The 25,950-nt window shown below is 64.1% G+C and carries 22 protein-coding genes and 1 tRNA gene; 8 read left to right on the forward strand and 15 right to left on the reverse strand.

Annotated features, from left to right (window positions below):
- Positions 1-73: 73 nt before the first annotated feature.
- The 10 genes from HYR72_17855 to HYR72_17900 form a co-directional block, all read right to left on the reverse strand.
- A complete protein-coding gene (locus tag HYR72_17855) occupies positions 74-964 on the reverse strand; it encodes a 3-keto-5-aminohexanoate cleavage protein (GenBank protein MBI1816848.1) in 891 nt (296 codons plus the stop codon).
- Positions 961-2,043 carry a chorismate synthase gene (gene aroC, locus HYR72_17860; GenBank protein ID MBI1816849.1) on the reverse strand — a complete coding sequence of 361 codons (1,083 nt, stop codon included), beginning with the start codon at positions 2,041-2,043 and terminating at the stop codon, positions 961-963. The genes HYR72_17855 and aroC overlap by 4 nt, the downstream gene beginning before the upstream one ends.
- Before the next feature lie 663 nt (positions 2,044-2,706).
- Positions 2,707-4,392, reverse strand: a complete 1,686-nt coding sequence (ettA, locus tag HYR72_17865; GenBank protein ID MBI1816850.1) for an energy-dependent translational throttle protein EttA — start codon at positions 4,390-4,392, stop codon at positions 2,707-2,709.
- Between the two features lie 151 nt (positions 4,393-4,543).
- On the reverse strand, positions 4,544-5,956 hold the full coding sequence (gene glnA / locus HYR72_17870) for a type I glutamate--ammonia ligase (protein ID MBI1816851.1): 1,413 nt from the start codon (positions 5,954-5,956) through the stop codon (positions 4,544-4,546).
- A gap of 91 nt (positions 5,957-6,047) precedes the next feature.
- Positions 6,048-6,386 (reverse strand): P-II family nitrogen regulator, encoded by a 339-nt coding sequence (locus HYR72_17875; GenBank protein MBI1816852.1) that lies wholly within the window; start codon positions 6,384-6,386, stop codon positions 6,048-6,050.
- Positions 6,387-6,692: 306 nt separating this feature from the next.
- Positions 6,693-7,286 (reverse strand): glycerol-3-phosphate 1-O-acyltransferase PlsY, encoded by a 594-nt coding sequence (plsY, locus tag HYR72_17880; protein ID MBI1816853.1) that lies wholly within the window; start codon positions 7,284-7,286, stop codon positions 6,693-6,695.
- A 15-nt stretch (positions 7,287-7,301) separates the two neighbouring features.
- A complete protein-coding gene (locus HYR72_17885; protein ID MBI1816854.1) occupies positions 7,302-8,117 on the reverse strand; it encodes an SH3 domain-containing protein in 816 nt (271 codons plus the stop codon).
- 13 nt (positions 8,118-8,130) lie between these two features.
- A tRNA-Pro gene (locus HYR72_17890) sits at positions 8,131-8,204 on the reverse strand.
- 85 nt (positions 8,205-8,289) lie between these two features.
- A complete protein-coding gene (locus tag HYR72_17895) occupies positions 8,290-8,961 on the reverse strand; it encodes a ribulose-phosphate 3-epimerase (protein ID MBI1816855.1) in 672 nt (223 codons plus the stop codon).
- A gap of 237 nt (positions 8,962-9,198) precedes the next feature.
- Positions 9,199-10,131, reverse strand: a complete 933-nt coding sequence (locus tag HYR72_17900) for a methionyl-tRNA formyltransferase (protein MBI1816856.1) — start codon at positions 10,129-10,131, stop codon at positions 9,199-9,201.
- Positions 10,132-10,224: 93 nt separating this feature from the next.
- Between HYR72_17900 and HYR72_17905 the strand changes: the two genes are divergently transcribed.
- Positions 10,225-10,860 carry a hypothetical protein gene (locus tag HYR72_17905; GenBank protein MBI1816857.1) on the forward strand — a complete coding sequence of 212 codons (636 nt, stop codon included), beginning with the start codon at positions 10,225-10,227 and terminating at the stop codon, positions 10,858-10,860.
- A gap of 12 nt (positions 10,861-10,872) precedes the next feature.
- Here HYR72_17905 and HYR72_17910 read toward each other — a convergent pair whose 3' ends face one another.
- Positions 10,873-11,319 (reverse strand): hypothetical protein, encoded by a 447-nt coding sequence (locus HYR72_17910; protein ID MBI1816858.1) that lies wholly within the window; start codon positions 11,317-11,319, stop codon positions 10,873-10,875.
- An 89-nt stretch (positions 11,320-11,408) separates the two neighbouring features.
- Here HYR72_17910 and HYR72_17915 point away from each other — a divergent pair, with 89 nt between their 5' ends.
- The 5 genes from HYR72_17915 (at position 11,409) to HYR72_17935 (ending at position 16,910) form a co-directional block, all read left to right on the forward strand.
- Entirely contained in the window at positions 11,409-12,608 is a 1,200-nt protein-coding gene (locus HYR72_17915) for a thiolase family protein (GenBank protein ID MBI1816859.1), read from the forward strand.
- On the forward strand, positions 12,605-13,039 hold the full coding sequence (locus HYR72_17920; GenBank protein MBI1816860.1) for an OB-fold domain-containing protein: 435 nt from the start codon (positions 12,605-12,607) through the stop codon (positions 13,037-13,039). Before HYR72_17915 ends, HYR72_17920 begins: the two co-directional genes overlap by 4 nt.
- 362 nt (positions 13,040-13,401) lie before the next feature.
- Complete coding sequence (locus HYR72_17925; GenBank protein MBI1816861.1) at positions 13,402-14,586, forward strand: amidohydrolase family protein; 1,185 nt, start codon at positions 13,402-13,404, stop codon at positions 14,584-14,586.
- A 46-nt stretch (positions 14,587-14,632) separates the two neighbouring features.
- Positions 14,633-16,219 (forward strand): glycosyltransferase family 39 protein, encoded by a 1,587-nt coding sequence (locus HYR72_17930; protein ID MBI1816862.1) that lies wholly within the window; start codon positions 14,633-14,635, stop codon positions 16,217-16,219.
- Between the two features lie 202 nt (positions 16,220-16,421).
- Positions 16,422-16,910: a cyclic nucleotide-binding domain-containing protein gene (locus tag HYR72_17935; GenBank protein ID MBI1816863.1), complete on the forward strand. Its 489-nt coding sequence runs from the start codon at positions 16,422-16,424 to the stop codon at positions 16,908-16,910.
- On the opposite strand, the gene HYR72_17940 is transcribed toward HYR72_17935, so the two are convergent.
- Positions 16,816-17,655, reverse strand: coding sequence for a metallophosphoesterase (locus HYR72_17940; protein MBI1816864.1), 840 nt, complete (start codon positions 17,653-17,655; stop codon positions 16,816-16,818). The genes HYR72_17935 and HYR72_17940 overlap by 95 nt on opposite strands.
- A gap of 157 nt (positions 17,656-17,812) precedes the next feature.
- Between HYR72_17940 and HYR72_17945 the strand changes: the two genes are divergently transcribed.
- A complete protein-coding gene (locus HYR72_17945; GenBank protein ID MBI1816865.1) occupies positions 17,813-21,016 on the forward strand; it encodes an AAA family ATPase in 3,204 nt (1,067 codons plus the stop codon).
- A gap of 45 nt (positions 21,017-21,061) precedes the next feature.
- The gene (locus tag HYR72_17950; protein MBI1816866.1) at positions 21,062-22,099 is read left to right on the forward strand and encodes a TIGR03617 family F420-dependent LLM class oxidoreductase; all 1,038 of its coding nucleotides are present in this window, start codon (positions 21,062-21,064) and stop codon (positions 22,097-22,099) included.
- A gap of 8 nt (positions 22,100-22,107) precedes the next feature.
- On the opposite strand, the gene HYR72_17955 is transcribed toward HYR72_17950, so the two are convergent.
- The 3 genes from HYR72_17955 to HYR72_17965 form a co-directional block, all read right to left on the reverse strand.
- Entirely contained in the window at positions 22,108-23,679 is a 1,572-nt protein-coding gene (locus tag HYR72_17955) for a hypothetical protein (GenBank protein ID MBI1816867.1), read from the reverse strand.
- A complete protein-coding gene (locus HYR72_17960) occupies positions 23,676-24,374 on the reverse strand; it encodes a bifunctional DNA primase/polymerase (protein MBI1816868.1) in 699 nt (232 codons plus the stop codon). Before HYR72_17960 ends, HYR72_17955 begins: the two co-directional genes overlap by 4 nt.
- 120 nt (positions 24,375-24,494) lie before the next feature.
- Positions 24,495-25,949 (reverse strand): SpoVR family protein, encoded by a 1,455-nt coding sequence (locus HYR72_17965; GenBank protein ID MBI1816869.1) that lies wholly within the window; start codon positions 25,947-25,949, stop codon positions 24,495-24,497.
- Position 25,950: the final 1 nt, after the last annotated feature.

Genomic DNA, 25,950 nt, shown 5'->3' on the forward strand with positions numbered 1-25,950 from the left:
TCGCCCCTACAGGAAACGGGAAACTCGGTGCGCAACAGTGCGACGCTCGTCATCTCCGCGGAGGCGCAGGAGGTTACTCCACGCGCCCCGGCACGCGGAGAATATCTGCCGCCTGCGTGGGCGTTGCCACGGCGCGGTTCGCGCGGTGCGCCATCTGCACGATCTCGCTGACCAGCTCTTCGTTCGTTGGCTGATGCGGCCCAGCGTAGTCTTCGAGTCCGACGCGGACATGACCACCGCGGGCGATCGCGAGTTCGGCCAACGTCTCGCTAACGTCGCCCGCCAGTATGCCGACCATCCAGGGCAGATCGTGAGCACCGAGCATGGCTTGATACGCGTCGAGGCTAGCGGCGGTTGGTGGTAGCCCGAACGGCAGGGTCGGCCCGCCGAAGTAGAGCTGAATCTTGGACGGTGGCAGACGGCCAGCCGCATGATAGGCGAGGGCAACGCGCAGAAAGCCGGGCTCGAAGATCGAGATGTGTGTCCCGAGCCGGCGAGCGTTGCAGCAATCCACCATGTAGCGCACGTCTGCGAACGTATTCTGATAGACTAGGTCGATCGCTGCGGGCAGTCCCTCGCCATCGAGCGGACCGAGGCTCACCGACCCGGGATCGATCAGCGCCAAGCGCAGGACGCCGGCATCGGCCAACTCTTCCACGTGCGCGTAACGCTCGGCGATGTTGGTGTGGGGTCCGCCGCCGCCCATTGTCGGGTAGAGCAGGGTATCGGGATGTCGCTCGTAGATCGCCGTCCACGCTTGACGATACGGGTCGCTCGCGTGGCGACCATCGAGCAAGCCGTCGTTGTTGTGATGATGCACGATGGCGGCACCGGCGGCGATGCAGGCACACGCAGACTCGACGATCTCCGGCACGCTGCGCGGCACGTGCGGATTCATGGCCTTCGACGTCGCGCCGTTGATGGCGGCTTCGATGATGAGCGGCGGTAACGACGGTGCGCTCATCCGCACTGACCGCGCTGACGAAGGAAGTGATCCGCCAATACCAGGCAGGCCATCGCTTCGACCATCGGCACGGCGCGCGGAAGCACGCAGGGATCGTGTCGACCTTTGGCTTCGAGCGTGACGTGCTCGCCGGCGCGATTCACCGTGTCCTGCGCTTGGCGAATCGTTGCGGTCGGCTTGAAGGCGACACGGAAGATGATGTCTTCGCCGTTGGCGATGCCGCCTTGCACGCCGCCGGAGCGGTTGCTGACCGTGCGCACGCGCCCGTTCTCGACCGTGAACGGATCATTGTGCTCGATGCCGGTGAGTTGCGTGCTGCCGGCAAAGCCGCTGCCGATCTCGAAACCCTTCGATGCCGGCAGCGACATCACGGCGCGCGCGAGGTCGGCTTCGAGCTTGTCGAACACGGGTTCGCCGAGGCCAGCGGGGACGTTGCGACAGACGCATTCAACCACACCGCCGAGCGAGTCGCCGGCCCGTCGCGCCTCCTCGATGCGCGCGATCATTTGCTCCGCGGCCTGCGGATCGGGACAGCGCGTGATGCTAGCCTCCACGTCGGCAAGCGTGACGCGGGCTGAGTCGACGTTGGCCGCAATGCTGTAGACTTGCTTCACGTACGCCAGCACTTCGACGGTCGCGCCGGTTGCGAGCACTTTGCGCGCGATGGCGCCGGCGGCAACGCGTCCAATCGTTTCACGCGCTGATGCGCGTCCCCCGCCTTGCCAATTGCGAATGCCGAACTTCGCTTCGTACGTGTAGTCGGCGTGCGAGGGTCGGTAGGTATCTTTGAAGTCGACGTAGGCATCGGGCCGCGCGTCGGTGTTGCGCACGAGGATCGCGATTGGCGAACCGAGCGTCTGGCCCTCGAAGACACCCGACAGAATCTCTGCCCGGTCGGGTTCATCGCGCGGTGTAGTGATCGTGCTTTGACCCGGCCGGCGCCGATCGAGATCGCGCTGAATCTCGTCGACCGAGATCGACAAGCGCGGCGGGCAGCCGTCGACGACGACACCAACGCCACCACCGTGCGACTCACCGAAGGTGGTCAGACGGAACAATTGTCCAAACGTCGAGCCCATCGCGGGCTAGTGTAGGTGAGTCAGCGCCCGCCGACAAGCGACGCCGCCCGTTGCGCGCGCCTACAGTCGATCGACGTGGAAATCGCGAAATCGGTCGAAGTCTCGGTCTTCGGTCAACAGACTTCGCACGACGACCAGGACGTTGGTGCCGACGGTGATCACCTGCGATCCTCCATATGATCGTAGAGTGCATCTCGATCCGTCCGGTTGAGGCGGGGGACGCGGCGGCCCTTCTTGGTAACGAGTCGGAGTCGAAACGAGCGCGTTGCGCGGCGCGGTGGCTGGAGATAACTCCACAACGCTTCTTCAATCAGGCTGGTGAGAGACCGGCCCTTCCCAGCCGCATGCTTCTTGGCGGCCCGCGCAAGCGCGTCGTTGAGGTTGAGTGTGGTTCGCATGCACGTATCGGTACGCCACCGAGCAGATAGCTGTCAATCGCATGCCGTGGCTCACGCGGTTAACCCTGATGTGACAGAACATGGGCGGTGGGGTTGCGGTTTGCCCGCACCAGTTGCGCGGTTGGTCAAGGTTCCCCGTGCCGTTCTTAAACGTCATTGAGAATGAGGTCCTGGGAGGGCGAGGCTCCCGCCGAGCCGCCGCACCATCGCCGCGCCGGCGGCTCGCCGGAAGGCTCGCCCTCCCGATTCGCCCACCGCTCTGTTGTCACATCGGGGTTAACTTGCGGTACTTGATGCGGTGCGGTTGATCGGCATCCGCGCCGACTCGTTTGTGGCGGTCGGCTTCGTAGTCTTGGTAGTTGCCCTCGAACCACACCACCTGGCTGTCGCCTTCGAAGGCGAGCATGTGCGTTGCAATGCGATCGAGGAACCAGCGATCGTGGCTGATGACCACCGCGCAGCCGGCGAAGTTGACGAGCGCGTCTTCGAGCGCGCGCAGGGTGTCGATGTCGAGATCGTTGGTCGGCTCGTCGAGCAGCAAGAGGTTGCCGCCGCTCTTGAGCAGCTTCGACAGATGGAGCCGGTTGCGCTCGCCGCCGGAGAGGTCCTTTACCCGCTTCTGCTGATCAGGGCCCTTGAAGTTGAACGACGCCGCGTACGCGCGCGAGTTGACCTCGCGCTTGCCGACCATGATCGTCTCCTTGCCACCGTCGGAGATTTCCTCCCACACCGAGCGCTCGCCGTCGAGCGTGTCGCGACTCTGATCGACGTACGATAGCGCCACGGTGTCGCCGATTCGTAACGTGCCGCTGTCGGGTTGTTCTTGGCCGACGATCATGCGGAAGAGGGTCGTCTTGCCGGCGCCGTTCGGTCCGATCACGCCGACGATGCCGCCGCGCGGCAGCAGGAAGTCGACGTTGTCCATCAGCAGCCGATCGCCGTAGGCCTTGCGGACACCCTTCGCTTCGATCACCAGATCACCAAGCCGCGGCCCCGGTGGAATGCTGATCTCGGCGGCCCCTTGGCGTTGATCGGCGGCCCGATCTTCGGAAAGCAACTGCTCGTACTGCGCGAGGCGAGCCTTACCCTTCGCCTGCCGCGCGCGCGGTGCCAGACGCACCCACTCCAACTCGCGCTGCAACGTGCGCTGACGGGCCGACGCCTCTTTCTCTTCTTGGGCGAGCCGTTTCTGTTTTTGATCGAGCCACGACGAATAATTGCCTTCCCATGGAATGCCGGCGCCGCGATCGAGTTCGAGAATCCAGCCGGCGGCGTTATCGAGGAAGTAGCGATCGTGCGTGACGGCGACAACTGTGCCCTTGTATTCCTGCAGATGGCGTTCGAGCCACGCCACCGATTCGGCGTCGAGGTGGTTGGTCGGTTCGTCGAGCAGGAGCAGATCTGGTTGCTGGAGCAGGATGCGGCACAGCGCGACGCGGCGGCGCTCCCCGCCGGAGAGCGTGGTCACGTCGGCATCGCCCGGAGGCAGGCGGAGCGCATCCATGGCGATCTCGAGCTGCCGGTCGAGTTCCCAGGCGTTGGCCGCATCGATTGCGTCTTGCAGGCGCCCTTGCTCGGCGAGCAGCTTCTCCATCTCGTCGTCCGACATCGGCTCGCCGAGCTTGGTCGAGACCTCTTCGAAGCGCGTGAGCAGCGCGCGCGTGGTCGCGACGGCTTCTTCGACGTGCTGCAAGACGTTCTTCTTGGGATCGAGCTGGGGTTCCTGAGGCAGGTAGCCGACGCTGTAGCCGTCACCCAGAACGGCTTCGCCGGAGAAGTCCTTGTCGAGCCCGGCCATGATGCGGAGGAGGGTGCTTTTGCCAGCGCCATTGGCGCCGAGCACGCCGATCTTGGCGCCGGCATAGAAAGACAACCAGATTCCCTTGAGAATCTCCTTGCCCTGTGGAGTGACCTTGCGAAGGTCTTTCATGGTGAAGATGAACTGCGGCATGAGCGAGACGAGTTTCCTTCCTGGCGGCTATTCGAAAGCCGCTGAGTCTAAACGATGGACGTTGCACGGACAAGGTGCTCCGCGCTCACAACGAAAACGGGGCAGCCGGTATTGCCGGCTGCCCCGTATGGTCGAGGTGCGAGGTGACGACTTAGCCGTCGTAGTACATCGCGAATTCGTGCGGATGCGGACGCAGGCGCACGGCGTTGACCTCGTTGCTCCACTTGTATTCCATCCAGGTCTCGATCACGTCTTCGGTGAATACGTCGCCCTTGAGCAGGAAGGCGTGGTCCTTCTTCAAATTGTTGAGCGCTTCGTCTAGGCCACCGGGCATGGACGGAACGTTCTTCAGCTCCTCGGGCGTGAGCGAGTAGATGTCCTTGTCGAGCGGTTCACCCGGGGACATCCGCTTCTCGATACCGTCGAGACCGGCCATCAACATGGCGGAGAAGGCGAGGTAGCCGTTGCAGCTCGGATCGGGGAAACGCACTTCGATGCGCTTCGCCTTCGGGGACGGCGAGTACATCGGGATGCGCACTGCGGCCGAGCGGTTGCGGCTCGAGTAGGCGAGATTGACCGGTGCCTCGAAACCCGGAACCAGGCGGCGGTAGCTGTTGGTGCCGGGGTTGGTGAAGGCGGCTAGCGCCGGCGCGTGCTTGAGGATGCCGGCAATGTAATGCATCGCCATCTCCGACATGCCCCCGTACCCGTCGCCGGCGAACAGCGGTTTGTCGCTTTTCCAGATCGACTGGTGAACGTGCATGCCCGAGCCATTGTCACCGAACACCGGCTTGGGCATGAAAGTCGCCGTCTTGCCGTTGCGACGCGCGACGTTCTTGACGACGTACTTGTACCACATGAGCGCATCGCCCATCTTCACCAGCGGCAAGAAACGCATGTCGATTTCGGCTTGGCCGGCGGTGGCGACTTCGTGATGCTGCTTCTCGATGCGGATGCCGACCGACTCCATCGTGCGGACCATTTCCTGGCGGATGTCCTGTTGCGAGTCGGTGGGCGGCACCGGGAAGTACCCTTCCTTGTAGCGCGGCTTGTAGCCGAGGTTGGGATTCTCCTCGCGACCCGTGTTCCACTGGCCCTCGACTGAATCGAGGAAGTAGTACCCCGAGTGCTGGTTCTGTCCGTAGCGGATGTCGTCGAAGATGAAGAACTCAGGTTCGGGGCCGAAGTACGCCACGTCACCCACGCCAGTCGACTTCAGGAAGGCCTCGGCCTTGCGCGCGACGTTGCGCGGGTCGCGGCTGTAGTCTTCTTTGGTGATCGGGTCGATGATGTTGCAGATCAAGCTGAGCGTCGCGTCCTTGCAGAACGGATCCATGACGGCGGTGCTCGCATCGGGCATCACGAGCATGTCCGAAGCATGGATCGGCTGCCAGCCACGGATCGACGAGCCGTCGAAGCCGGAGCCGTCTTCGAAGAGGGCCTCGTCGACCTCGCTCATCGGTACCGTGAAATGTTGCCAGGTGCCGAGGAAGTCGAGAAACTTCAAATCGGCGCACACGGCCTTATTCTCTTTTGCGAACTTGATTGCGTCCTTCGGGCTCATACCCTGGTTCCTCCCTACGTGTTTCGTGCTCTTGCCCTGCCGGGCGGTTGATGTGGGTGCGCGTTTTGCGCTGACTCGTTTTGCCTTCTGCTTAGATGGCATCCCTCCCTCGCTCGCCGGTGCGGATCCGCACGACCTCGTCGACCGCCAAGACGAAGATCTTGCCGTCGCCGATGCGTCCGGTCTTCGCGGCCTTCTCAATGGTGTCGACGACCTGCACCACTTGCTCGTCCTTGACGATGATCTCGAGCTTCACCTTGGGCAGGAAGTCCACCACGTACTCGGCGCCGCGGTACAACTCGGTGTGTCCCTTCTGGCGCCCGAACCCCTTTACCTCGCTCACGGTCAGTCCCTGTATCCCGATGGCGCTGAGCGCCTCCTTCACTTCGTCCAATTTGAACGGTTTGATCACGGCTTCAACCTTTTTCATTTGGGACTCCTTGCGGAACGATTGTCGCCACTCCTTATGCCAGTCGTTTGACGCTGTAAAGTCGCCGACCGCTTAGATCTCATACGCCCTCTCGCCGTGCTGCGAGAGGGCCAGAAGAATGAGCGCCCCGAGGTCTCGGAGATAGACGGCTACGCCCATGATGAACCGCCGCATCAATCGCATCAGCGAGCAACGCTGGTGCCACTAATGCCGATAGGCCCTGCGCGCTGCGTGCGTCTACTCGACTGGCTGGCAAGAGTGAAGTGCTGCCCAGCCCCCGGGCAGCGCTCAATCCTTAGGCAACCTTTAGTAGGCGGGAGGCCGAAACCCGAACTGGGGCTCCGTCCCGTCCTGCAACCGGCCAATGTTGTCGCGGTGGCGGAGAATGATGGCTCCGGCAGTGATCAACGCCGCGAGATCGATGTCGATGCCGGCTCGACAGACGAGAGTCATCACCGGCAGAGCCGCCACCGCCGCCATCGACGCCAAGGACACGTAGCGAAACGCGCGTGCCGTCGTGGCGAACACGACCACGCAGATGGTCGCTGCCAACGGTGTCAGCACGAGAAACGTGCCCAGCGCGGTGGCGACTCCTTTGCCGCCACGAAAGCGGAGGAAGCACGAGAACAGGTGGCCGCCAATCGCGGCGAGCGCCGCGGCGGCGGGGAGCCACGGCGTTGTTGCCGCTGCCTGCGCGATCCACACCGACAGCGCCCCTTTCAGCGCGTCACCGACGAGCGTCAGCGCCCCTGGCCAGCGGCCCGCCGTACGCGCGACGTTGGTCGCGCCGATGTTGCCGCTGCCGGCGCGGCGCGGGTCGACGCCGGCGACGCGAGCGATGACCACTCCGGTCGGAATCGATCCGAGCAGATACGCCACCAGGAGCACGACGAGCGTCATGCGCACGAACTCGATTCAGAAGCGGATGCGCCCGCGCCGTGTGCGTTCACGCTGGCGGCCGTAGGCACTGCCGGCCACCCAGCCGACCAGCAACGCGAAGATCACAAGCAAACCCATCAGCGGTGAGCGCCACGAGTGCTCGGTGTCCGAATCCACCGCGGCGTCTCCCAGCGAGGTCTCCTCGAGACGATGCTGCAGGCTGTCGGCCGCGGCGGTGAGTCGTTGAACTTCGATGCGCAATGCGGCCAGTTCGGAATCGGAGTCTTTGGCGGCCGGCGACTCGCTGCGCTCAGGGGTGCTCGCCACGTTGCCGATTGCTCCCCGAACCTCTTCGCTCGGCGTTGGTGTCGGCGAACTTGCAACGGGCGTCGGTTGCGGCGTACTCGTCGGTGTCGGCGACGCGGCGCGAGGCGGTGTGACGCGCGTCGGCGCGTGGGTCCGTGTCGCCAGCGTTGGTGCAGCCGTCGTGGGCGTCGCGGATGCTGCGCTAGTCGTTGCTTCTTCTGTTGGCGGGGACGTGGGGGTGACTGCGACCGTGGCTGGAACGACAACGGTGGAGTGTCTCTCGCCCGGGAAAGAGAGGAAAGTGCTGTGTACGTATCCGGTCTGGCCCGATGCCAATCGCACCTGTGCCCACACGCCGTCGAGCGCTTCGACCTCGACACGCTCGCCGCGATCGATGGTGGCGAACGCCGGAAAGTTCGTCCCCGGCCCGCGGCGGACGTAGAGCAACTCGGCCCCAGTCACAATCGCTGGAGTCGTGTCGGCGGCATGCAGAGCGCCAGCACAGAGTGCCACGCTGAGAACGAGCAGGACTGGGATGCGATACATGTGGCGGAAAGAGTCGGGGTGACTGGACTTGAACCAGCGACCTCACGGTCCCGAACCGTGCGCTCTACCAGTCTGAGCTACACCCCGATGGCGATTCACGCTGCTCGCCAAACCGACGAGGCCCTGTTGCTACCACAGCGCGCCGAATTTGCAAGGCGGTTCACCCGACGGCTCACTGGCTCGAGCCGCGCAGGGCGGCGATGGTGGCGCGGTAGTCCTTGGTGCCGAACACTCCGGAGCCGGACACCAACACCTCCGCGCCCGCGGCGATCACCGCGGCGGCATTCTCCATCTTCACGCCCCCGTCGACCTCGATCAGGAACGACAACCCGCGTGCGCGCTTGAAGTCGCGCGCCGCGCGGATCTTGTCCTTCGTCGACTCGATGAACTGCTGGCCGCCGAACCCGGGATTCACCGTCATGATCAACAACATGTCGACATCGGCGAGAATCGGTTCGACGGCGCTCAATGGTGTCGCGGGGTTGATGACCACCGCGGGCTTCACACCCGCGGCGCGGATCTGTTGCACGACAGCATGTAAGTGCGGGCAGGCCTCCTGATGGACCGAGAGATAGTTCGCACCGGCCGCGGCGAAGTCCTTGATGTAGCGCTCGGGCTCCTCGATCATCAGGTGGACGTCGAGCGGTAGCTTGGTGTGCGGACGCACGGCTTCGACGACCAGCGGTCCGATCGTGAGGTTCGGCACGAAGTGCCCGTCCATCACGTCGAGATGAATGAAATCGGCGCCCGCGGCATCCACCGCCCGCACTTCCTCGCCAAGGCGCGCGAAGTCCGCGGACAGCATCGACGGCGCGATCAAGATTCGAGACGGCGGAGATGACATCGGCACGACTCTATCTGGCAGGCGGCGCGGAGGTCAACGCGCTTCTCCGATCGTATGGGCGCACGACGGCGCGCGCGTTTGTTCAAGCCGAGTGTCGTGTGCGGAAACGCGGTTACGAGTCCAAAGAGGGAGGGCGAGCCTTCCGGCGAGCCGTTCGGTTTGACCAGCACGGCTCGGCAGGAGCCTCGCCCTCCCACTTTTGTGCCGGGGTGATCTATGGAATCCGATCGTGAGGCACTACCCCAGGCGCGCCCCGCTCGGGATCCGCCCACCGTGAAGGAATTCCGCCGCGCTCAAACTCTTGCGCCCGGCGAGCTGGAGCTGTTCGATCCGTAGTGCACGTTCACCGCAAGCAACAACGATCTCGCTCCCACGCACGTGGACTGTCCCCGGCGCGTCACTGTTGGTGGCCATGACGTGGGCTCGATGGATCTTCAACAGCGTACCGTCCAACGTCGTGGTGGCCGACGGCCACGGGTTGTACGCGCGGACGGCGCGCGCGATGTCGATGGCGCGTCGGCTCCAGTCGATACGCCCGTCTTCCTTCTGAATCATCGGCGCCGCTGTCGCCGCCGCATCGTCTTGCGGTCGCGCGTGCAACTCGCCGCGTTTGAGCGATGAAAGCGCTTGCTGCAGCGCCGCCGCACCAAGATCCGCGAGCCTGGTCTGCAACTCGCCATAGGTTTCGTCGTCTCCGATCGGAGTTTCGCTTTGTAGCAAGACATCGCCGGTGTCCATGCCTTCGTTCATCTGCATGACGGTAATGCCGGTGACCGTCTCGCCATGCAGGATCGCCCACTGGATCGGCGCCGCCCCGCGATATTTTGGAAGCAACGACGCATGAACGTTGATGCAGCCGAGACGCGGCAACGTGAGAAAGCTCGGTGGGAGAATCTTGCCGTATGCGGCCACGACGATCAGATCCGGTCGCAGTTCACGCAGCGCGGTGAACGCATCCTCGGCGCGCAGCTTCGGCGGTTGCAACACCGGCAGCGCCCGGGCGCTCGCGAGATCCTTGATCGGCGATGTTCCAAGCTTGTGCCCGCGTCCCGCCGGCTTGTCGGGCTGGCAGACCACCCCTACAACCTCGTCCTCTCCATCAAGGAGCGCGCGCAGTGATGGTACCGCGAACTCGGGCGTGCCGAAGAAGACGATGCGGAGTAAAGCCATGCGCAGAGACTCATTCAACCATTGTCCGCACGAGTCAATCGGTTCGCATCGTCGCGGTCGATAGTGCGCGAACAATCTGCCTATAACCGGCGCATGATCGCGACGCTGACCTTTCTGCACACCGCGCCTGTTCACATCGAGACCTTCAATCGCCTCCTGGCCGAGTTGGCCCCGGAGATTCCGGCGCAGCACATTGTTGACGAGAGCCTCCTCAGCGAGGCGCGCGAATCCGGCGTGACCGAGTCGCTCGCGAAACGCGTGCAACAAGTCGTCCACGACGCACTCCGCGACGGTGCGAAGGTTGTGTTGTGCACGTGTTCGACCATCGGCGGCTGCGCCGAGTTGGCCGGTGCGTTGCGCGTGGATCGAGCGATGGCCGAGGCCGCGGTGGCCATGGGCCCGCGTATCCTTCTAGCGGCAGCGCTAGCCAGCACGATCGGTCCGACGAGAGATTTGCTCACCGCGGTCGCGACTGAACATGGTCAGGCGATCGTCATCGGCGAACTCTTGTGCGAGCGCGCCTGGGGCAAGTTCGAACAAGGCGACCTCGACGGCTACTTGCGGGAGATCGCCGCCGACATTCGTCGCACCGACGGGTGTGACGTGATCGTGCTCGCCCAAGCCTCGATGGCCGACGCGACGAAGCACTTGTCCGATTTCCCCGTCCCGGTGCTGAGCAGCCCGCGCCTCGGCCTCGCGGCAGCGGTTGCCAGATACCGCGCTCAGTGAGACGGCGCCGGCTCAGGCGTAGGACGGGTCGAGTGCGACGCCGCTCTCACGCTGCCAAGCGGCGAGTTCGCCGGCCACGCTCGGATCGTATGAGTCAGCGAGATAGATGATTTTGTCGCTGGCGTACCGCACGGCTGATCGGCCACGCAACACAAACGGCGGAAGGCCTTCTTTGGTGTAGACGACCTTCCAGCTCATCCGTATTTCCTCGCTGGTGACCTCGGGACCGCTGGTGACCTCAATGTCGCGCTTGGTGAACTTGCGATCGAAGCCGTCGAGCGACCTCTTCATGCCGGCGAAGATCGCGGCCGGACCCGCGAGGCGGCAGCCGAACGACTCCGCCTTCACCTCGTAGACTGCGCCGTCCGCGAAGTAGCGCCGCAGGCGGGTCCAATCGTCGTCGGCCAAGGTTCTTTCGAAATCTCCCGCGTACGCCATGAACTGCTGCATGATGTCCATGGCCGATCCTCTACCACCCCGCATCCGCTGACGGAATCCTACGTCCGCACGCTGGACCAGGATCAGTGCTCTGGACTAGGTTGTCGCCGATGCAAGGGAACGACTGGGGCTTCGCGAGCGACCTCGAAGACGTCAGCGGACAGATCGCCATCGTGGGCATTGGTGACGCCGACTACACCAAGGCGTCGGGACGCACGACGCAGCAGATCGCCGCGCAAGCCACCGAGCGGGCGTTGGCCGATGCCGGCCTGGCGTCGACCGACATCGACGGCATCATGTACATTCCGTTCTCGGGCGATCAGCTCACTGCTGAGGCATACCACTCACACTTCGGCACGACGCACGAAATGTGGGTGTCGGAAAAAGGCGGTGGCATGGTGTGGGCTGGCTCTGCCCCGTACGATGCCGCGCTCGCAATCCGTTCTGGCAAAGCCAAGTACGTGCTCAATACCTTCTCGGTGGCATGGGCGACGCAGCGACCGCAGATGGTCGGCGGGCCCGGTCAAGTACACGCCGAGGATCTCTACAAACAAAACCTCGAGGTGCCGTTCGGCTGGTTCCCGCAGCCGGTGTACTTCGCCACGATCGCACGGCGGCACATGCACGAGTTCGGCACGACCCCCGCGCAACTCGGCGCCATTGCCGTCGCATGCCGGCGCCACGCGACGTTGCACCCGTCCGCGATCATGCGACACAAGCCGCTCACGCTCGACGACTATCTGCGCAGTCCGCTGATTGCCGATCCGTTCCGCAAGGAAGACTGCTGTCTGATTTCCGACGGTGGCGCGGCGTACATCATGACTTCGCTCGAACGCGCGCGCGATCTGCCGGGTCCGATCATCGCGGTGCTCGGCGTCGGCGTCGGCAACTCGCACACTGGCGCCTACTGGTCGCAGCAGGGTGGCTTCACGTCGACGCCGCAAGTCTTCGCGGCGCCCGGCGCGTTCGCGATGGCGGGCGTCGCGCGCGACGATGTCGACGTGCTCACCTGCTACGACCCGTTTACGATCGTGTCGCTGATGCAAATCGAGGACATGGGTTTCTGTCCGAAGGGCGAAGGCGGTCGGTTCGTCGAAGGCGACACGCTGCACTTTGATTCCGGCAAACTGCCGTACAACACCCACGGCGGCATGTTGTCGCACGCCTACGTGCTCGGCATCGCGCACGTCGTCGAAGTGGTGAAGCAATTGCGTCACGCCGCAGCGGCACAAGTGCCGAACGCGACCATCGGCATCTACGGCGGCTACACCGGCCCGCAAGCGAGCACGCTGATTCTCGGGAGACAATGATGCACGCAGAGTTTCCGCTCGCCGACACGAACTGGGAACCGACGCGCGAGTTCTGGGCGGGCGCCGCGCGCGAGCAATTGCTGATCACTCGTTGCGATATGTGTGGTCGCTACGTCTGGTATCCGGAACCACCGTGCCGCTACTGCGGCGGCACTCGGTTGAGTTGGACCCGCGTGAGCGGTCGCGGCACGCTGTTCTCGTGGTCGGTGCTGCACCACGCGTGGATTCCGCAGTTCGCCGAGCAATTGCCGTTCGTCAGCGGCCTCGTCGCGTTGGCCGAAGATCCCGCCGTCCGCGTCGTCAGCTACATCGTCGATTGTCCGATCGAGTCACTGCGTTGCGATATGCCGGTTTGCGTCGTCTTTCGTCCGCTGCGGTTCGCCGGCGTGGCCAGTTCCGTCGTCGCGCCGATGTTTGTGACAGAGAGATGAAAGTCAAAACGCAAAAGTCAAAACGCAAAAGTGAGGAGGATATCATGACCGATCATCTCGGCCTGGCCGAACGCCTCTTGGAGCATGGCGCGCGTGGGCTTTGCACAGAAGGGCCCTCGATACGATCGCTACGCGATCTACTCGGGCAAACGGGTCTGGGGCTCCCGGGAGAAGGACCGCTTCCCCGAGTAGCCGTCCTGAGGAGAAGCCGAAGGCTTCGTATCGAAGGGCGGCGTATCGAGGGGCCGCATCTTGTGCAAAGCCGGCGAAGGTCAAGGTGGTGTCAGAAGGGCAACTTGCAGAACTTTTGACTTTTGCGTTTTGACTTTTGACTGTTGCCTTTTGACTCTCCGGAGGTTTCCATGTCCGAACTCTTCCATGAAGTTGCCAGCATCGACTATCCGATCATCGACTCCGACGCGCATGTGAACGAACCGCCGGATCTGTGGCAGGTGCGCGTACCGCAGCGGCTGAAGAACCGCGCGCCGAAGGTGCTGCATCAACCCGACGGCGATGTGTGGTCGTTCGACGACGGCAAGAAGTTGCGGCCGGTCGGGCTAACCGCGACGGCCGGACTCAGTTACCTGCAATTCCGTCCGTCAGGTTACAAATACGAATTGATCCGCCCTGGCAGCTTCGACACCAAAGAGCGATTGAAGGATCTCGACGCCGACGGGCTCTACGCCCAGATCATGTACCCGAGCGTCACGCTCGCCGGCGCGCGCACATACAGCGACGAGCGCGAGCTGCAATGTGCCTGCGTGCGCGCGTATAACGAATGGCTGCTCGAATTCTGCGCGCCGTCGAACGGTCGCCTGATTCCGCAGGCGATCATTCCAACGACCGGCATTGCCGACGCCGTCGCCGAGTTGGAGTGGGCGATCAAGCACGGCCACAAGGGTGCGCTGATCGCGACATTTCCCAACGGCAAATATGAGTCGACCACCGACGACGACAAGTTCTGGGCAATCGCGCAGGAGGCCGAATTTCCGCTCGGCATCCACATCGGCAGCTTCAGCGAGACCGGACTGCAGCCGACACTGACGCAAGGCACGCTCGGTTTCCTCGCCGGGGCGGGTGGCTCGAAGTCGGGCGCGGATTCAATTCCGGCCACTCTCAAGGTGATGTTCTCCGGTGCCTGCGTGAAGTTTCCGCGCCTGCGTTTCGTCATCGTCGAAGGCAACATCGGCTGGATTCCGACGGTGATGGAACAAGTCGACGACATGTTCTTGCGCTACCGCTGGTTCACCGGCGCGTCAGAGCTGATGCCGCTCATGCCGAGCCGCATTTTCCACCGCAACTTCTGGGCGACGTTCATGATCGATAGCATCGGCATCGAACTGCGCCATCACATGAACGTCGATCACCTGATGTGGTCGACTGACTATCCGCACACCGGCACCGATTGGCCCAACAATCGCGTCACCATCGCCAAACTCTTCCGCGGCGTGCCGAAGGACGAAGTGAAGAAGATGCTGCACGACAACTGCAAGCGGCTCTATCATCTCGATCACATTCCCGATCGGTTGCCGGACACGATCGACTGAATACCCAAATCGTAACCGATGCAAGGTCCTGCCTGCCAGACCGAGAATGATGCTGACTCTTTCCGTAGGAGTCGGCATCGACACCGGGTCGGCGGTGATCGGCGCGATGGGTGACGGCGCCAAGAGCGAGGTGCCCGCCCTCGGCGACACCACGAGCATCGCGGCGCGCCGCGAGGCCCCCCTCGACGTGGACCCCGGCACACGCCCGCAGCGAACGTGGATGTGGCTGCTGGTTGTCGCGTTTGCTGTCCGCCTCGCTGCTCTCCTCCTGACGATTGATATCCCGGGCGACGGACCGACGCACGCGATGATCGCGTACAACTGGTCACGATCGCCCCACTGGGCCTCCTCCGGGACATGGTTGCCCGGCTTCACGTATTTCGCCGGAGCAATGACCTTCGTCGTCAATGACCCGCTGGTGGCGCCGAGGCTGTTGAACTTGATCCTCGGTTCACTCACCGTTCCGGTGTTCTTTGCATTGGTGCAGCACATCCATGGTTCGGAGGTGGCGCTACTCAGCGCGGCTATGCTCGTGACGCTGCCACTGCACATCGGATTGAGTGTCAGCTCCCTCACGGAGGTGAGCTACGTGTTCGAGATCATGGTCGCGGCGCTCTGCATAGTGCGCGCGTCACGGACGAACAGCGCGAGCAGCCTGTACCTCGGACTGTTCGTGGTGTCGCTCGCCATGGCAGAAATGACCCGCTACGAGGCGTGGGTGCTCGCACCCCTGCTGCTGACCTACAATGCGTGGCAGCGTCGCAACGTCCGGCTCACGGTGGGCATGGGAGTGGTCGTCCTCGCTTTCCCCTTCCTCTGGTCGGTTGGCAACTATCGCGACTTTGGCGATGCCTTCTATGGATTCACCGCAGCGGCAAAGCCGCTCGAGGGAGCCCATCCATCGGATGCCGGCACCGCTGTGACAATCATCGCGCGGCAGATGGCCGGGCACCTCGGCTGGATCCTCCCGATCGCTGCGCTGTTGGGACTGGGCGTCACGGTCCTCCGCTTGATCAGCAGAAGAGCCGTTGCTGCAGAGGTGTGCCTTCTGCTGCTGATCGGTGCAGCTTGGGTCATAGTGTTCCGACATGCGATGGATCTCGGGAGAGGCTTCTGGGATCGTTATTCGATACTCGCCTATGTTGCCCTTCTCCCCTTCGCGGCCCTCGGCTATGGGCGCTGCTTCGGTCTCAAGCGCAAGCGACTTGTGCTCGGCGCGGTTACCCTCAGCGGAACGATGCTGGCTGCGTATGTCAGCTCTAACCGAGCCGTTTTCGTAACTCAGAAACAGCCCTCTGAAATGATCGAGATCGCCAATTGGCTCCGAAGCGGTGTGCACGATCGCGATGCGGTGCTGCTCACCAAGATGAGTTGGGAATCGAGCTACCTCCCGCTGTATCTCCCGCAGTTGAGCGGGCGCTATTTGATCGTTTCGCCCTGGGCGAGTGACGATGCGCTCCGCAATTTCGTGCGCGATCAAAAGCCTCTGCTCATTACGCGAGCCGCAGACGCCGAGGACCGGGCTCGCATCGAGCGAGTGGTAGGGATCACCATCTCCGGTGCGAGCCGGGTGCACACCGCCGGGGAAGCGGAGGTCTATAGTCTCGCGCCGCTAGTTGCCAATGGCCGCTAGTGAGAGAGGACAGGCCGAGAACTTTACGCTCGACCGGACGTGGGAACGCGCCGGAGAAGTCGTGTGTCTCGCCGAGCAGCTTGTTTCCGTTTTGCCTGGGAGCGGGAAGGTTGCTTAACCTGAAGCAGCACTCATCTCCTCGTGATCCGTTAGGGAGCGATTTGACAAGCACGCGTTCTGCCGTCAATCTGCGCCCGGTCCAATGGCTGACGTGATCGAGCAATGTGCGGCGTTGCCGCAGCGGGAGTTTCACACCGGCGAGGTTATTCTCGAGGAAGGCAAGCGCAGCGGCTTGCTCTACGTCCTGGCCTCCGGAAGCGTCGAGGTTCTCAAGGGCGATCTGCAGGTGGCCACCGTCGATACGCCCGGGGCGTTCTTCGGTGAGGTCTCAGCCTTGCTCGACATGCCGCACATGGCGACGGTCCGGGCGCTCACCGATGCGACGCTTTTCGTGGCGACCGATTCGCAGGCGTTCCTCGATGCGCACCAGGAGATCGCTCTCAGCCTGGCGCGCTTGCTGGCCAAGCGTTTACACTCGGTGACGACGTACCTGGTGGATCTCAAGCGCCAGTTCGAGGATCACGACAACCATCTGTCTATTGTGGACGAGGTGTTGGAGACGCTGGTTCACCATCAAGGTGTGGAGTCTGAACCGGGTTCGGATCGCTGTCCGGATCCCAAGGTCGAGTAAGCTCGGTAACCGGCCGCGAGGGCGATCCGTCCAACTCGACGATCTCATTGCCAGCCAACGAGCACCACGTCGCGCGCATCGCCGCGGTATCGACGGCAATGAAGGTCGGGCACGCTCCGATCTGCCGTCCGGCGTTGAAGATCCAAGTTGTATCGATGCGATCGACCCACGCGCCGCCGCTACGGAAGGGGGCCTGATGGATGTGCCCGGTGAGCACGAAGTCGGGGTGGTATTGATGAATCCAGCCCACCAGGTCGGTATCGCCGTAGTGCTTGGTGCCCGTCCAGCTGAGCGGGGATGGTTCGGGTGGTGCGTGGTACACCCAGATCCAGCGGGCCTTGCGATGGGCGGCGTCGCGGGCCAGCAACTCGCCGACGCCGTCGCGCCCGCGCGGCCCGTCCCACCATGGGCACACGGTGATCAATGCGTCGTCGACCTCGATACGCTCGCCGTCGACGAGAAACCCGAGGCCGCGCGCGTCGGCCAACCAGCGGGCGACACGTTCGCCGGAAGCGTCGCGGCCGTTGAGGTCGTGATTCCCGGAGCTCACGAGCAGGCGCACCTTGGCTTGCAACCGGCGCAGGTATTTCGTGATGACGACGATCTGCACGTCCATGCCCACAGCGGACGAAATGTCGAGATGATCGCCGGCGATGACGACCGTATCGAAGCAGTCGGCGACATTGTGGACCCAGTCGAACTGCTTGAGGGTGTAGTGCAGATCGGAGACGAGGAGGAGCTTCATCGCGGTTGCGGCGACCAGCGGTGGCGTCCGTCTCCCATGCGTTGGTAGTGCCGCATCCGCCTATGTCACGTCAATGGCTGGCATCGGTGGGCTCGCACCGGAGGTCTCTTCGTGAGTTCGCACCGGGTGTGGTAGTCACCGCGAGCGAAGACACGCGATGCACTGCCCGTCCTGCAACCACGACAACCGCGCTGAGCGCCGCTTTTGCGGGGAATGCGGCGCGACACTCTCCGTTACATGTCCCTCGTGCGGTGCCCCGGCCGAGGCTGGTGAGAAATTCTGCGGCGGATGTGGCGGTTCGTTAGCTGCAAGCGAAAAGTTGAAAGCCGAAAGCCAGATCGCCTCCGCAACCCTAACAACCAACAACCTAACACCGAACAACCTGTCTTCGGGCGAGCGTCGCCAACTCACCGTACTCTTCTCCGACCTCGTCGGTTCCACCGCGCTCAGCGCGCAATTCGATCCCGAAGAGTGGCGCGAGATCGTTTCCCGTTACCACCGCGCCACAACAGCCGCGGTACAAAACTTCGGCGGGCATGTTGCCAAGAACCTCGGCGATGGGCTGCTGATCTACTTCGGCTGGCCGACGGCGCGTGAGGATGATCCGGAACGCGCGATCCGCGCAGGGCTGGCGATCGTCGAGGTTGTTAGGTTGTTGGTTGTTCGGTTGTTAGGCGAAGAAGGGACCGCTTCTGACCTCACAACCAACAACCTAACAACTAACAACCTTTCGGTCCGCGTCGGCATGCACACCGGCCCTGTGGTGATCGCCGCCGGCGGCGAGGTCTTCGGCGAGACCGCGAACATTGCGGCGCGGGTGCAGAGCGCGGCCGAGCCCGACACCGTGGTGATCACCGCCGCGACGCAGCGTTTGGTGGCTGGGCTGTTCGTGGTCGAGGATCGCGGGCCGCAAGAACTCAAGGGCGTGCGCGAGCTGGTGACGCTCTATCGCGTCGTGCAGCCGAGCGGGGTGCGCAGCCGGCTCGATGTTGCGGCGGGACGCCTGACGCGCTTCGTCGGCCGCGACATCGAGCTGGCCACATTGATTGATCGCTGGGAGCGGGCAGCGGATGGCGAGGGGCAGAACGTCGTCGTCCTCGGCGAAGCGGGGGTTGGGAAGTCGCGCCTCGTCTACCAGCTGCACGAGCAGTTGGCGGACGTGCCGCACACGTGGCTCGAATGCGGCGCGTCGCCGTACACGGAAGGGACGCCCTTCCATCCGGTGATCGCGCTGGTATCGCAGGGGCTGTCGTTCGCAACCGAGGACACGGCAGCCGAGAAGTTCGAGAAGGTCGAGCGCGGGCTCGGCACGCTCGCGTCGGTGGAGTCGATCGCGCTGCTCGCCGACTTCCTCGGCCTGCCGCCACCCACGCGCCTGCAACTGAGCCCTGAGCTGCAGCGGCGCAAGACGATCGACTTGCTGGTGCAATGGAATCTGTCCATCAGCGCGGCGCAGCCCCTCGCGCTGTTCATCGAGGACCTACACTGGTGCGACGCGTCGACGCTAGAGCTGCTGGGCCATCTGATCGCGCAGAGCCCGACGGCGCGCGTGCTGCTGCTCGCCACGGCGCGCCCGGACTTCACCCCGCCCTGGCCGGCGCGTTCCAACCTGACCACCGTGCAGCTCGCACGCCTCACCAAGCGCCAGGGGCGGGAGATGGTGGTGGCGCTGCGCGCCGGGGCTGGGGATCAGGGGCTGGGGGCTAGTCCGACCCCCGATCCCCGACCCCTGACCCCCGAACTCGTCGACGCCCTCGTCGCGCGCGCCGACGGCGTGCCGCTGTATCTCGAAGAGCTGACCAAGACAGTGATCGGAGGACCCTCCACTGTAGGGGCGCACGGCCGTGCGCCCGGCCGAGAAATTCCGGCCAGCCTCGCCGACTCGCTGATGGCGCGGCTCGATCGGCTCTCAACGGCGAAAGAGGTGGCGCAGACCGCGAGCGTGCTCGGCCGCGAATTCTCGTACGCGATGCTGCAGGCACTTGTAGGGGCGACGCATGCGTCGCCCTCCGTCTCCGACGCAGCCGACGCAGGTGATGCGCGGGCGAGGCATGCCTCGCCCCTACAGGGAGAGGACTTGCAGCGGTCGTTGCAAAAGCTGGTCGACGCGGAGATCCTCTTCGCGCGCGGCGAGCCGCCCGCGGCCACGTACACCTTCAAGCACGCGCTCATCCAGGAGACGGCGTATCAGTCGCTGCTCAAGCGCGCGCGCCAGCAACTGCACGCGCGCGTCGCCCAGGTGCTGGAGGAGCGTTTCCCCGAGCGCGTCGCGGCCGAGCCCGAGGTGATCGCGCGGCACTACGACCAGGCGGGGGTGGTCGCGCAAGCGACCGGGCACTACCAGCGGGCCGGCGACCGCGCGACGCAGCGGTCGGCGAACGAGGAGGCCATCGGCCATCTGCGGCGCGCGCTCACGCTCGTCGGGACGCTGCCGGAGACGCGCGAGCGGTATCAGATGGAGCTTGGGCTGCAGATGGCGATCGGGCCACCGCTCGCGGCGGCCAGGGGATGGTCGCACCCGGAGTACGAGGAGACCTACGCGCGCACCCGCAAGCTGGCGTCCCAGATCGGCGAGTCGCCCGAGCTACCGCGAGTGCTCGTGGGAGTGGCGGCGGTCTATAACGTCACGGGTGATCTGGCGATGGCGGCCGAGGTCGCGCACGAGGCTTTGGCAGCCGCCGAGCGCACGGGAGATGCGTTTGACCGGCTCAATGCTCACAGCCAAGTCGGCCTCCCATTGCTCTTCCAGGGCAACTTCTCGTCGCGGGCGCTGCAGCATTTCGAGCAGAGCATCGAATTGTACGATCCCAGCGAGCATGGGTCTCTGGCGTACACGGTGGGAGACGACCGTGGCGCCTGCGCCCACGGGTATGCGGCCCTGTGTCACGTGTACCGTGGCCATCCCGACCGAGCGTTGGCGTTGAGCAAGGAGGCGGTGGCGCTGGCGAGGGTCGGAGCGCCCGCGCTCCTCTTCTTCTTCGCCGAGGGCCTCCGGAAGGTCGGGCGCCATGACGACGCCCTGGGCGCGGTCGGACTCGGGCTCGCACAAGCCGAGCAACAGGGACAGCACTTCTTCGATGCCGATCTGCACCGACTGCGGGCAGAAATTCTCCTCGACGTGGGCGGCTATGCGGTCGAGGATGCGGAGGCACTCTTCGGCCAGTCGCTGGAAATCGCCCGGCGGCAAGAGGCCAAGACGTTCGAGCTGCGCGCCGCCACCAGCCTGGCGCGGCTCTGGCAGCGCCAAGGCAAGCGCGACGCCGCGCGCGCCCTCCTCGCCCCGCTCTACGCCTGGTTCACCGAAGGCTTCGCCACGCGCGATCTGAAGGACGCAAAGCTCCTGCTCGACGAACTCTCCTAACGAGCACGAATCACGAACACGAGTCACGACTTCGGAGGACGACGGATGAAGATCGATGCCTTTGGCTCTGGGTTGGAACTGCACCGTGCCGGCGAGCGCGCGCGTGACTTCGCACGCTTGGGTTACGACGGGCTCTGGCTCGCGGAAGCCGGGCGCACGGCGTACCTCACCTGCGCGGCGACCGCGTTGGCGGCGCCGGAACTAGATGTAGGGACAGCGGTCGCGACCGCGTTTCCGCGCAGCCCGATGGTGACGGCACAGATCGCGTGGGAGTTGGCCGAAGCGACGCGCGGCCGCTTCATCCTCGGACTGGGCACGCAGATCAAGGCGCACATCGAACGCCGATTCTCCACCGCGTACGATCATCCGGGTGCGCGCTTGCGCGAGTACGTGCTCGCTCTGCGCGCGATCTTCCGCGCCTTCAGCGGGCAGGAGCGGCTCAACTTCAAGGGAGATTTTTACTCATTCAGCTTGCTCGGCATGTGGACGCCTGGCCAAATCGCCGATCCGGACATTCCGATCTACCTCGCCGCCGTGCGGCCGTGGATGCTGCGCGCCGCCGGTGAAGTTGCCGACGGCATTCACGTGCACCCGTTCCACTCGCGTCGCTACCTCGACGAAGTGATCATCCCAAACGTCGCCAAGGGTGCGCAGCGCGCGGGCCGTGACTCGAAGTCGATCAAGCTTGTCTGTCCGGTCTTCACCATCGTCGGCGACAGCGAAGAAGAGCGCGCCGAGTGGCGCCAGCGAGCGCGCTTCCAGATCGCCTTCTACGGCTCGACGCCGGCGTATGCCGGCGTGTTCGAACTCCACGGGTGGCACGGAGTGTCGCAGCGGCTCACCGAACTGCAGCGCGCCGGCGATATCGCCGGGATGGCCGGCACGATCACCGACGACATGCTCGACGTCTACGCCATCACCGCGACGTGGGACGAGTTTCCGCGGCGCATCGTCGAGAAGTACCAGGGCAGCGCGGATCGTGTGATTCTCTACTTCGCCACCGAGGCCTGGGAAAAAGGGCCGCAGCAGTTCGAGCGCTGGCAGCAGTTGATCGCACGGACCCGGGCGCTCGCCGCTGGGTAAATCCCGATTCAGGGATCGCGGTCGATGGGGATCGCTTGCCGCGCCATGTGGTTGAAGAAGAAAGAGTCCAACGGGCAGATGTACTGGTAGAGGTACGGCCAGTGGTCGCGAACCTTCAACTGCATCTCGAACAGGCTGACAACCGGTGAAAGCTGAAACACGCTGCCGCGGCGCGCGACGGTCAGCGCGTTGATCCGGAGCCGAGTGGCGGGATGCAGCGCGCCGATGGTCAACAGGGCGATGAGGCTGAAGCGAATCGCGCGCGATGGTGCTGTCGCGAGCGCCGTCAGTGTCAGTACCAAGAGCGCGAAGAGCGGTGGAATGGACACCCGCATGACCAGGTCGTTGAAATGTCCGTGGTGGAAGAAGGGCAACGCCAACAGCGTGACTGTGCTGGCCACGAGGATCTGTCGCTCGCCAGGACGGCGTCGATACACGAGAGCGAGTAGGCTCGCGAGCATCCCGAACTCCAGAAGCATAGAGCTGGCGTAGTGCAGCGCGAATTTTAGCGGCGGCATCTCATGCAGTCCGACCGCGAACGCGCCGCGTTCGAAGGCTGACGGCGGCGAGACGTACGCGTCGGCGAGCGCGACGGGAGCCGATCGCGCGGCGAAGTACACAGCGCAGATGACCCCAACGATGACGCCGGAGAGATTGGCGAGCGAGAGCTGACCGGCGGCGAGCGTCCTGATGCGTGCGCCGCTGGCGACGATCGAGAGGACGCTCAGTACTCCGAGGCCGATGGCGACATACGGCGACCACATGAGTGCCAGCGCAACGATGAGTACGCACGGAAGGCGATTGGTCCGCTCTCGCAATCCGTCGATCATCAGGCAGGTGAGCAGCCATCCCCCGAGCGCTTGCTGCGGAACATACGCGATCAGCGACAAGTTGCCGGGGATGATCCAATGCCCCTCCCACCATTCGAGTTGGAGGTTGTTGGTCCAGGACGTCCAGGTTTCCGCCCCGCTCACCGCTGCCCGCAACCATCCGCCGATGGCATCGAGGCCGGAGAAGAATGTGAAGCCGAGCAGGCACAGCCACACCGGCGCGCGACTCAGCACGACGAGCCAGAGCACGGTGAGCACGCCACCGAGAACAGTCCACCCGTAGAGAACCAGGTTGGCCGCGGTCCACCCGCAGAGCTTTCCGACCAGCGCCGCCGGCAGGTAGTAGGCGACGTAGTAGACCAACGCGATCGGCCCCGCGGACGTGCGGTACGCCACGGGCCAGGGCTGGTTGATCAAGTCACTGAGTATAGCATTGTGCTTCAACCAATCGTCGGTCTGAACACCGAAGCCACCGGCGCCAGTTAGTCCAATGACGATGCACACGACAATGCTGACGGCGGCGATCTCCCACCGTGAGATGCGTCGGCCATCTTTGTCCCGCCGCGCGCTCGCCGCGATCTGCGAGGCCAACAAGCCAGTGCCCGTGCACAGCGCGGCGATTCCGATCAGAGCGAAGAGCGGCGCGAGCCAGCCGAGCATCCAGAGTGCGACGGGCAGTGCGATATAGGCGATCGATGTCAGGCCGACCACTCGGCGCAACTGACTCAGCTCGACGCCGCGAGGGTTCACGGTCGCTTCACCAGCGAACGCAGGGCGCGCCGTAGGGAATGCGGAGTGGTGGCGGCGAATGCATAGCTCAAGTTGATGCAGTCGCGAACCGTGGCCGAGTAGCCGCGGCGATGCGGATCGAACATTGGCTGCGGCGTAACCTGCGCGCAGCGTTTCGCGAAATCGTCGGGCAGCGCGCCGATCGGGACATCGGGATCGTCGAATCGGTAGCGCGATCCTTCAATGTGTCGGGACGGCGGCATGACGACGGAACCCATCTCACCGATCACGTCGAGCCCCACTTCCACCTGCCGAATCGAGGTCGGGATCTCCATTGCCTCGGGGTAGCGATAGTACATGTGAAAGCCATTCTGGGTCGTCACTTGCAGCGTTTCGGGGAGATGCGGACGGAGACGTTCCGACACCGGACGACCGCCGAAGCGAAAGTCAAAATCCAGTACGACGAGATTCGAGATGCGGCCGGTGCGGGCGATGATGTTGGCGTTGGGGAAGCGGCTGAACCAACGCTCGATCGTTCGCACATCGGTGGTGGCGCGATGGCGGTAACCGGCGCTGAGGGGACCCTTGAGGCCCGATCGTGAGGGGATGAGCAACACGTAGTCGGGAACAAGCCCCGGGCAGACGGCAAACCCGCGTCCGGCCGCGGCGAGCGCATGGGCCAACATATCGGGGTGTCCGGAGGTTGCGTCAGCCATGGTGAGTGTCGGTCCCCGCTGAGCGGAGCCGGGAACATGACACGCAACCACGACTCGCATCAAGGAGACGCCAACCCGTCGGAGACGCTAACCAGGCCGCGAAGTCGCCTGCGACGCCCGTTACTTCAAACTCTTCGTCGCAAATCCGCGCTCGGTGTAGGTGAGCAGGGCGCGCTTTCCGCTGGAGAGCGTTTCCAGCGCGACGTCGCGCTGCCACAGGCGGTGGACGTAGGCGAGGGTTTTCTCGGCGTACTCCAGTTGCAGGTCGCGGCCGTCGTGGGCGTGGACGAGGTAGAGCGTACGGTTGCCGCCGAAGTCGGCGTCGTCGACCTTGATCACCGGCGTGGTGCCCATGCCGATGTTTTGCAGCAGCACGTTTTTCACGTCGCGCCAGCCGTCGGCGTCGGCGACCTTGCTGACGATGATCTCGTCGCCGCGGGTGTCGTGTTGGAAGAGATCGAGCTCGCGGATGAGTCGCTCGGTGAGATGGCGGCGGAGGAAGGAGACGTCGCGGTCGCTCTCGCGCACTTCGAACATCTTCTGGATGCCGGTCTTGCCGGGATCGCCGATCTCGTCGCGCTCTTCGGGCGTTGGATCATCGTAGCGACGACGGATGTCTTCCCAGACTTTGTAGCCAAGGTGATACGGATTCAGTCCGCCGGGGTGCGGCCGCACGACTTGGTTGTGGCGGACGAGGAACTCGAGGTGCAGGTCTTGCGGCAGATCGAGGCTGTCGAGGATCTGTTTGTGCCAGTAACTCGCCCAACCCTCGTTCATGATCTTGGTTTCGATCTGCGGGATGAAGTACTGCGCCGCCTCGTGGGCGATCGTCAGGAGATCCTTTTCCCAGTCAGTGAGGTAGGGGTTGTGGTCGCGGACGAAGAGCAGCAGATCTTCGTCGGGCTCGGGCGGAACCTTGCGCAGATCGGGCTCGGTGTATTCGGGGCGGCGGTGGAGATGGTGGAACGGATCCGAGGGTGGGCGCGCCGCATCGAGCAGGTCGGCGCGGGCCTCGTCGATCGAGCGCTTGTGCACGGCGAGGTTGCGCCGGCACTGCAGCGCGAGCGCGTGGGCGGCATCGAGGATGTGCTCGACCTTCTCGACGCCGATGCTCGGGTCTTCAATGTAGTGCCGTACTCGCACGGCGTGGGCCTTGAACGTGCTGATCGTGAACTCGGCGCGCGTGCTGTGAAACGTCGCGTTGTTCTTGAAAAAATCGTTGTGCCCGTACACGTGCGCGATGGTGAGGACCTGCAGCAGCAGGGTGTTGTCGCGCATTAGATACGCGAGCGCCGGGCTGGAGTTGATCACCATCTCGTACGGCAAGCCGCTCACGCCGTAGTCGTAGAGGGTCTTCAGCTTCTCGTACGCCTTGCCGTACGACCAGTGCGGGTAGTGCGACGGCATGCCGGAGTACGCCATGTAGCCGAGCATCTGGTTGTGGTCGCACATCTCGAACTCTTGTGGGTAACAATCGAGTCCGAAGGCGGTGGCCTTCTCGCGGATGCGATCGTCCCACGCGATCAAGTCGTCGATGTCCCAGGTAGCGGCCGTCGGTTGTGTCGCGAATTCCACG

Source organism: Deltaproteobacteria bacterium (assembly GCA_016178705.1).
Lineage (GTDB): Bacteria > Desulfobacterota > Binatia > HRBIN30 > JACQVA1 > JACOST01.

Excerpts from the sequence above, each read along its gene's own strand:
- HYR72_17930 (MBI1816862.1), top strand. The coding sequence starts at position 14,633 with ATGATGCTGACTCTTTCCGTAGGAGTCGGCATCGACACCGGGTCGGCG.
- HYR72_17910 (MBI1816858.1), bottom strand. The coding sequence starts at position 11,319 with ATGGACATCATGCAGCAGTTCATGGCGTACGCGGGAGATTTCGAAAGA.
- HYR72_17900 (MBI1816856.1), bottom strand. The coding sequence starts at position 10,131 with ATGGCTTTACTCCGCATCGTCTTCTTCGGCACGCCCGAGTTCGCGGTA.
- HYR72_17925 (MBI1816861.1), top strand. The coding sequence starts at position 13,402 with ATGTCCGAACTCTTCCATGAAGTTGCCAGCATCGACTATCCGATCATC.
- HYR72_17855 (MBI1816848.1), bottom strand. The coding sequence starts at position 964 with ATGAGCGCACCGTCGTTACCGCCGCTCATCATCGAAGCCGCCATCAAC.
- glnA (MBI1816851.1), bottom strand. The coding sequence starts at position 5,956 with ATGAGCCCGAAGGACGCAATCAAGTTCGCAAAAGAGAATAAGGCCGTG.
- HYR72_17950 (MBI1816866.1), top strand. The coding sequence starts at position 21,062 with ATGAAGATCGATGCCTTTGGCTCTGGGTTGGAACTGCACCGTGCCGGC.
- HYR72_17940 (MBI1816864.1), bottom strand. The coding sequence starts at position 17,655 with ATGAAGCTCCTCCTCGTCTCCGATCTGCACTACACCCTCAAGCAGTTC.
- HYR72_17895 (MBI1816855.1), bottom strand. The coding sequence starts at position 8,961 with ATGTCATCTCCGCCGTCTCGAATCTTGATCGCGCCGTCGATGCTGTCC.
- HYR72_17960 (MBI1816868.1), bottom strand. The coding sequence starts at position 24,374 with ATGGCTGACGCAACCTCCGGACACCCCGATATGTTGGCCCATGCGCTC.
- aroC (MBI1816849.1), bottom strand. The coding sequence starts at position 2,043 with ATGGGCTCGACGTTTGGACAATTGTTCCGTCTGACCACCTTCGGTGAG.
- HYR72_17920 (MBI1816860.1), top strand. The coding sequence starts at position 12,605 with ATGATGCACGCAGAGTTTCCGCTCGCCGACACGAACTGGGAACCGACG.
- ettA (MBI1816850.1), bottom strand. The coding sequence starts at position 4,392 with ATGCCGCAGTTCATCTTCACCATGAAAGACCTTCGCAAGGTCACTCCA.
- HYR72_17875 (MBI1816852.1), bottom strand. The coding sequence starts at position 6,386 with ATGAAAAAGGTTGAAGCCGTGATCAAACCGTTCAAATTGGACGAAGTG.
- plsY (MBI1816853.1), bottom strand. The coding sequence starts at position 7,286 with ATGACGCTCGTCGTGCTCCTGGTGGCGTATCTGCTCGGATCGATTCCG.
- HYR72_17935 (MBI1816863.1), top strand. The coding sequence starts at position 16,422 with ATGGCTGACGTGATCGAGCAATGTGCGGCGTTGCCGCAGCGGGAGTTT.
- HYR72_17915 (MBI1816859.1), top strand. The coding sequence starts at position 11,409 with ATGCAAGGGAACGACTGGGGCTTCGCGAGCGACCTCGAAGACGTCAGC.
- HYR72_17905 (MBI1816857.1), top strand. The coding sequence starts at position 10,225 with ATGATCGCGACGCTGACCTTTCTGCACACCGCGCCTGTTCACATCGAG.
- HYR72_17885 (MBI1816854.1), bottom strand. The coding sequence starts at position 8,117 with ATGTATCGCATCCCAGTCCTGCTCGTTCTCAGCGTGGCACTCTGTGCT.
- HYR72_17945 (MBI1816865.1), top strand. The coding sequence starts at position 17,813 with ATGCACTGCCCGTCCTGCAACCACGACAACCGCGCTGAGCGCCGCTTT.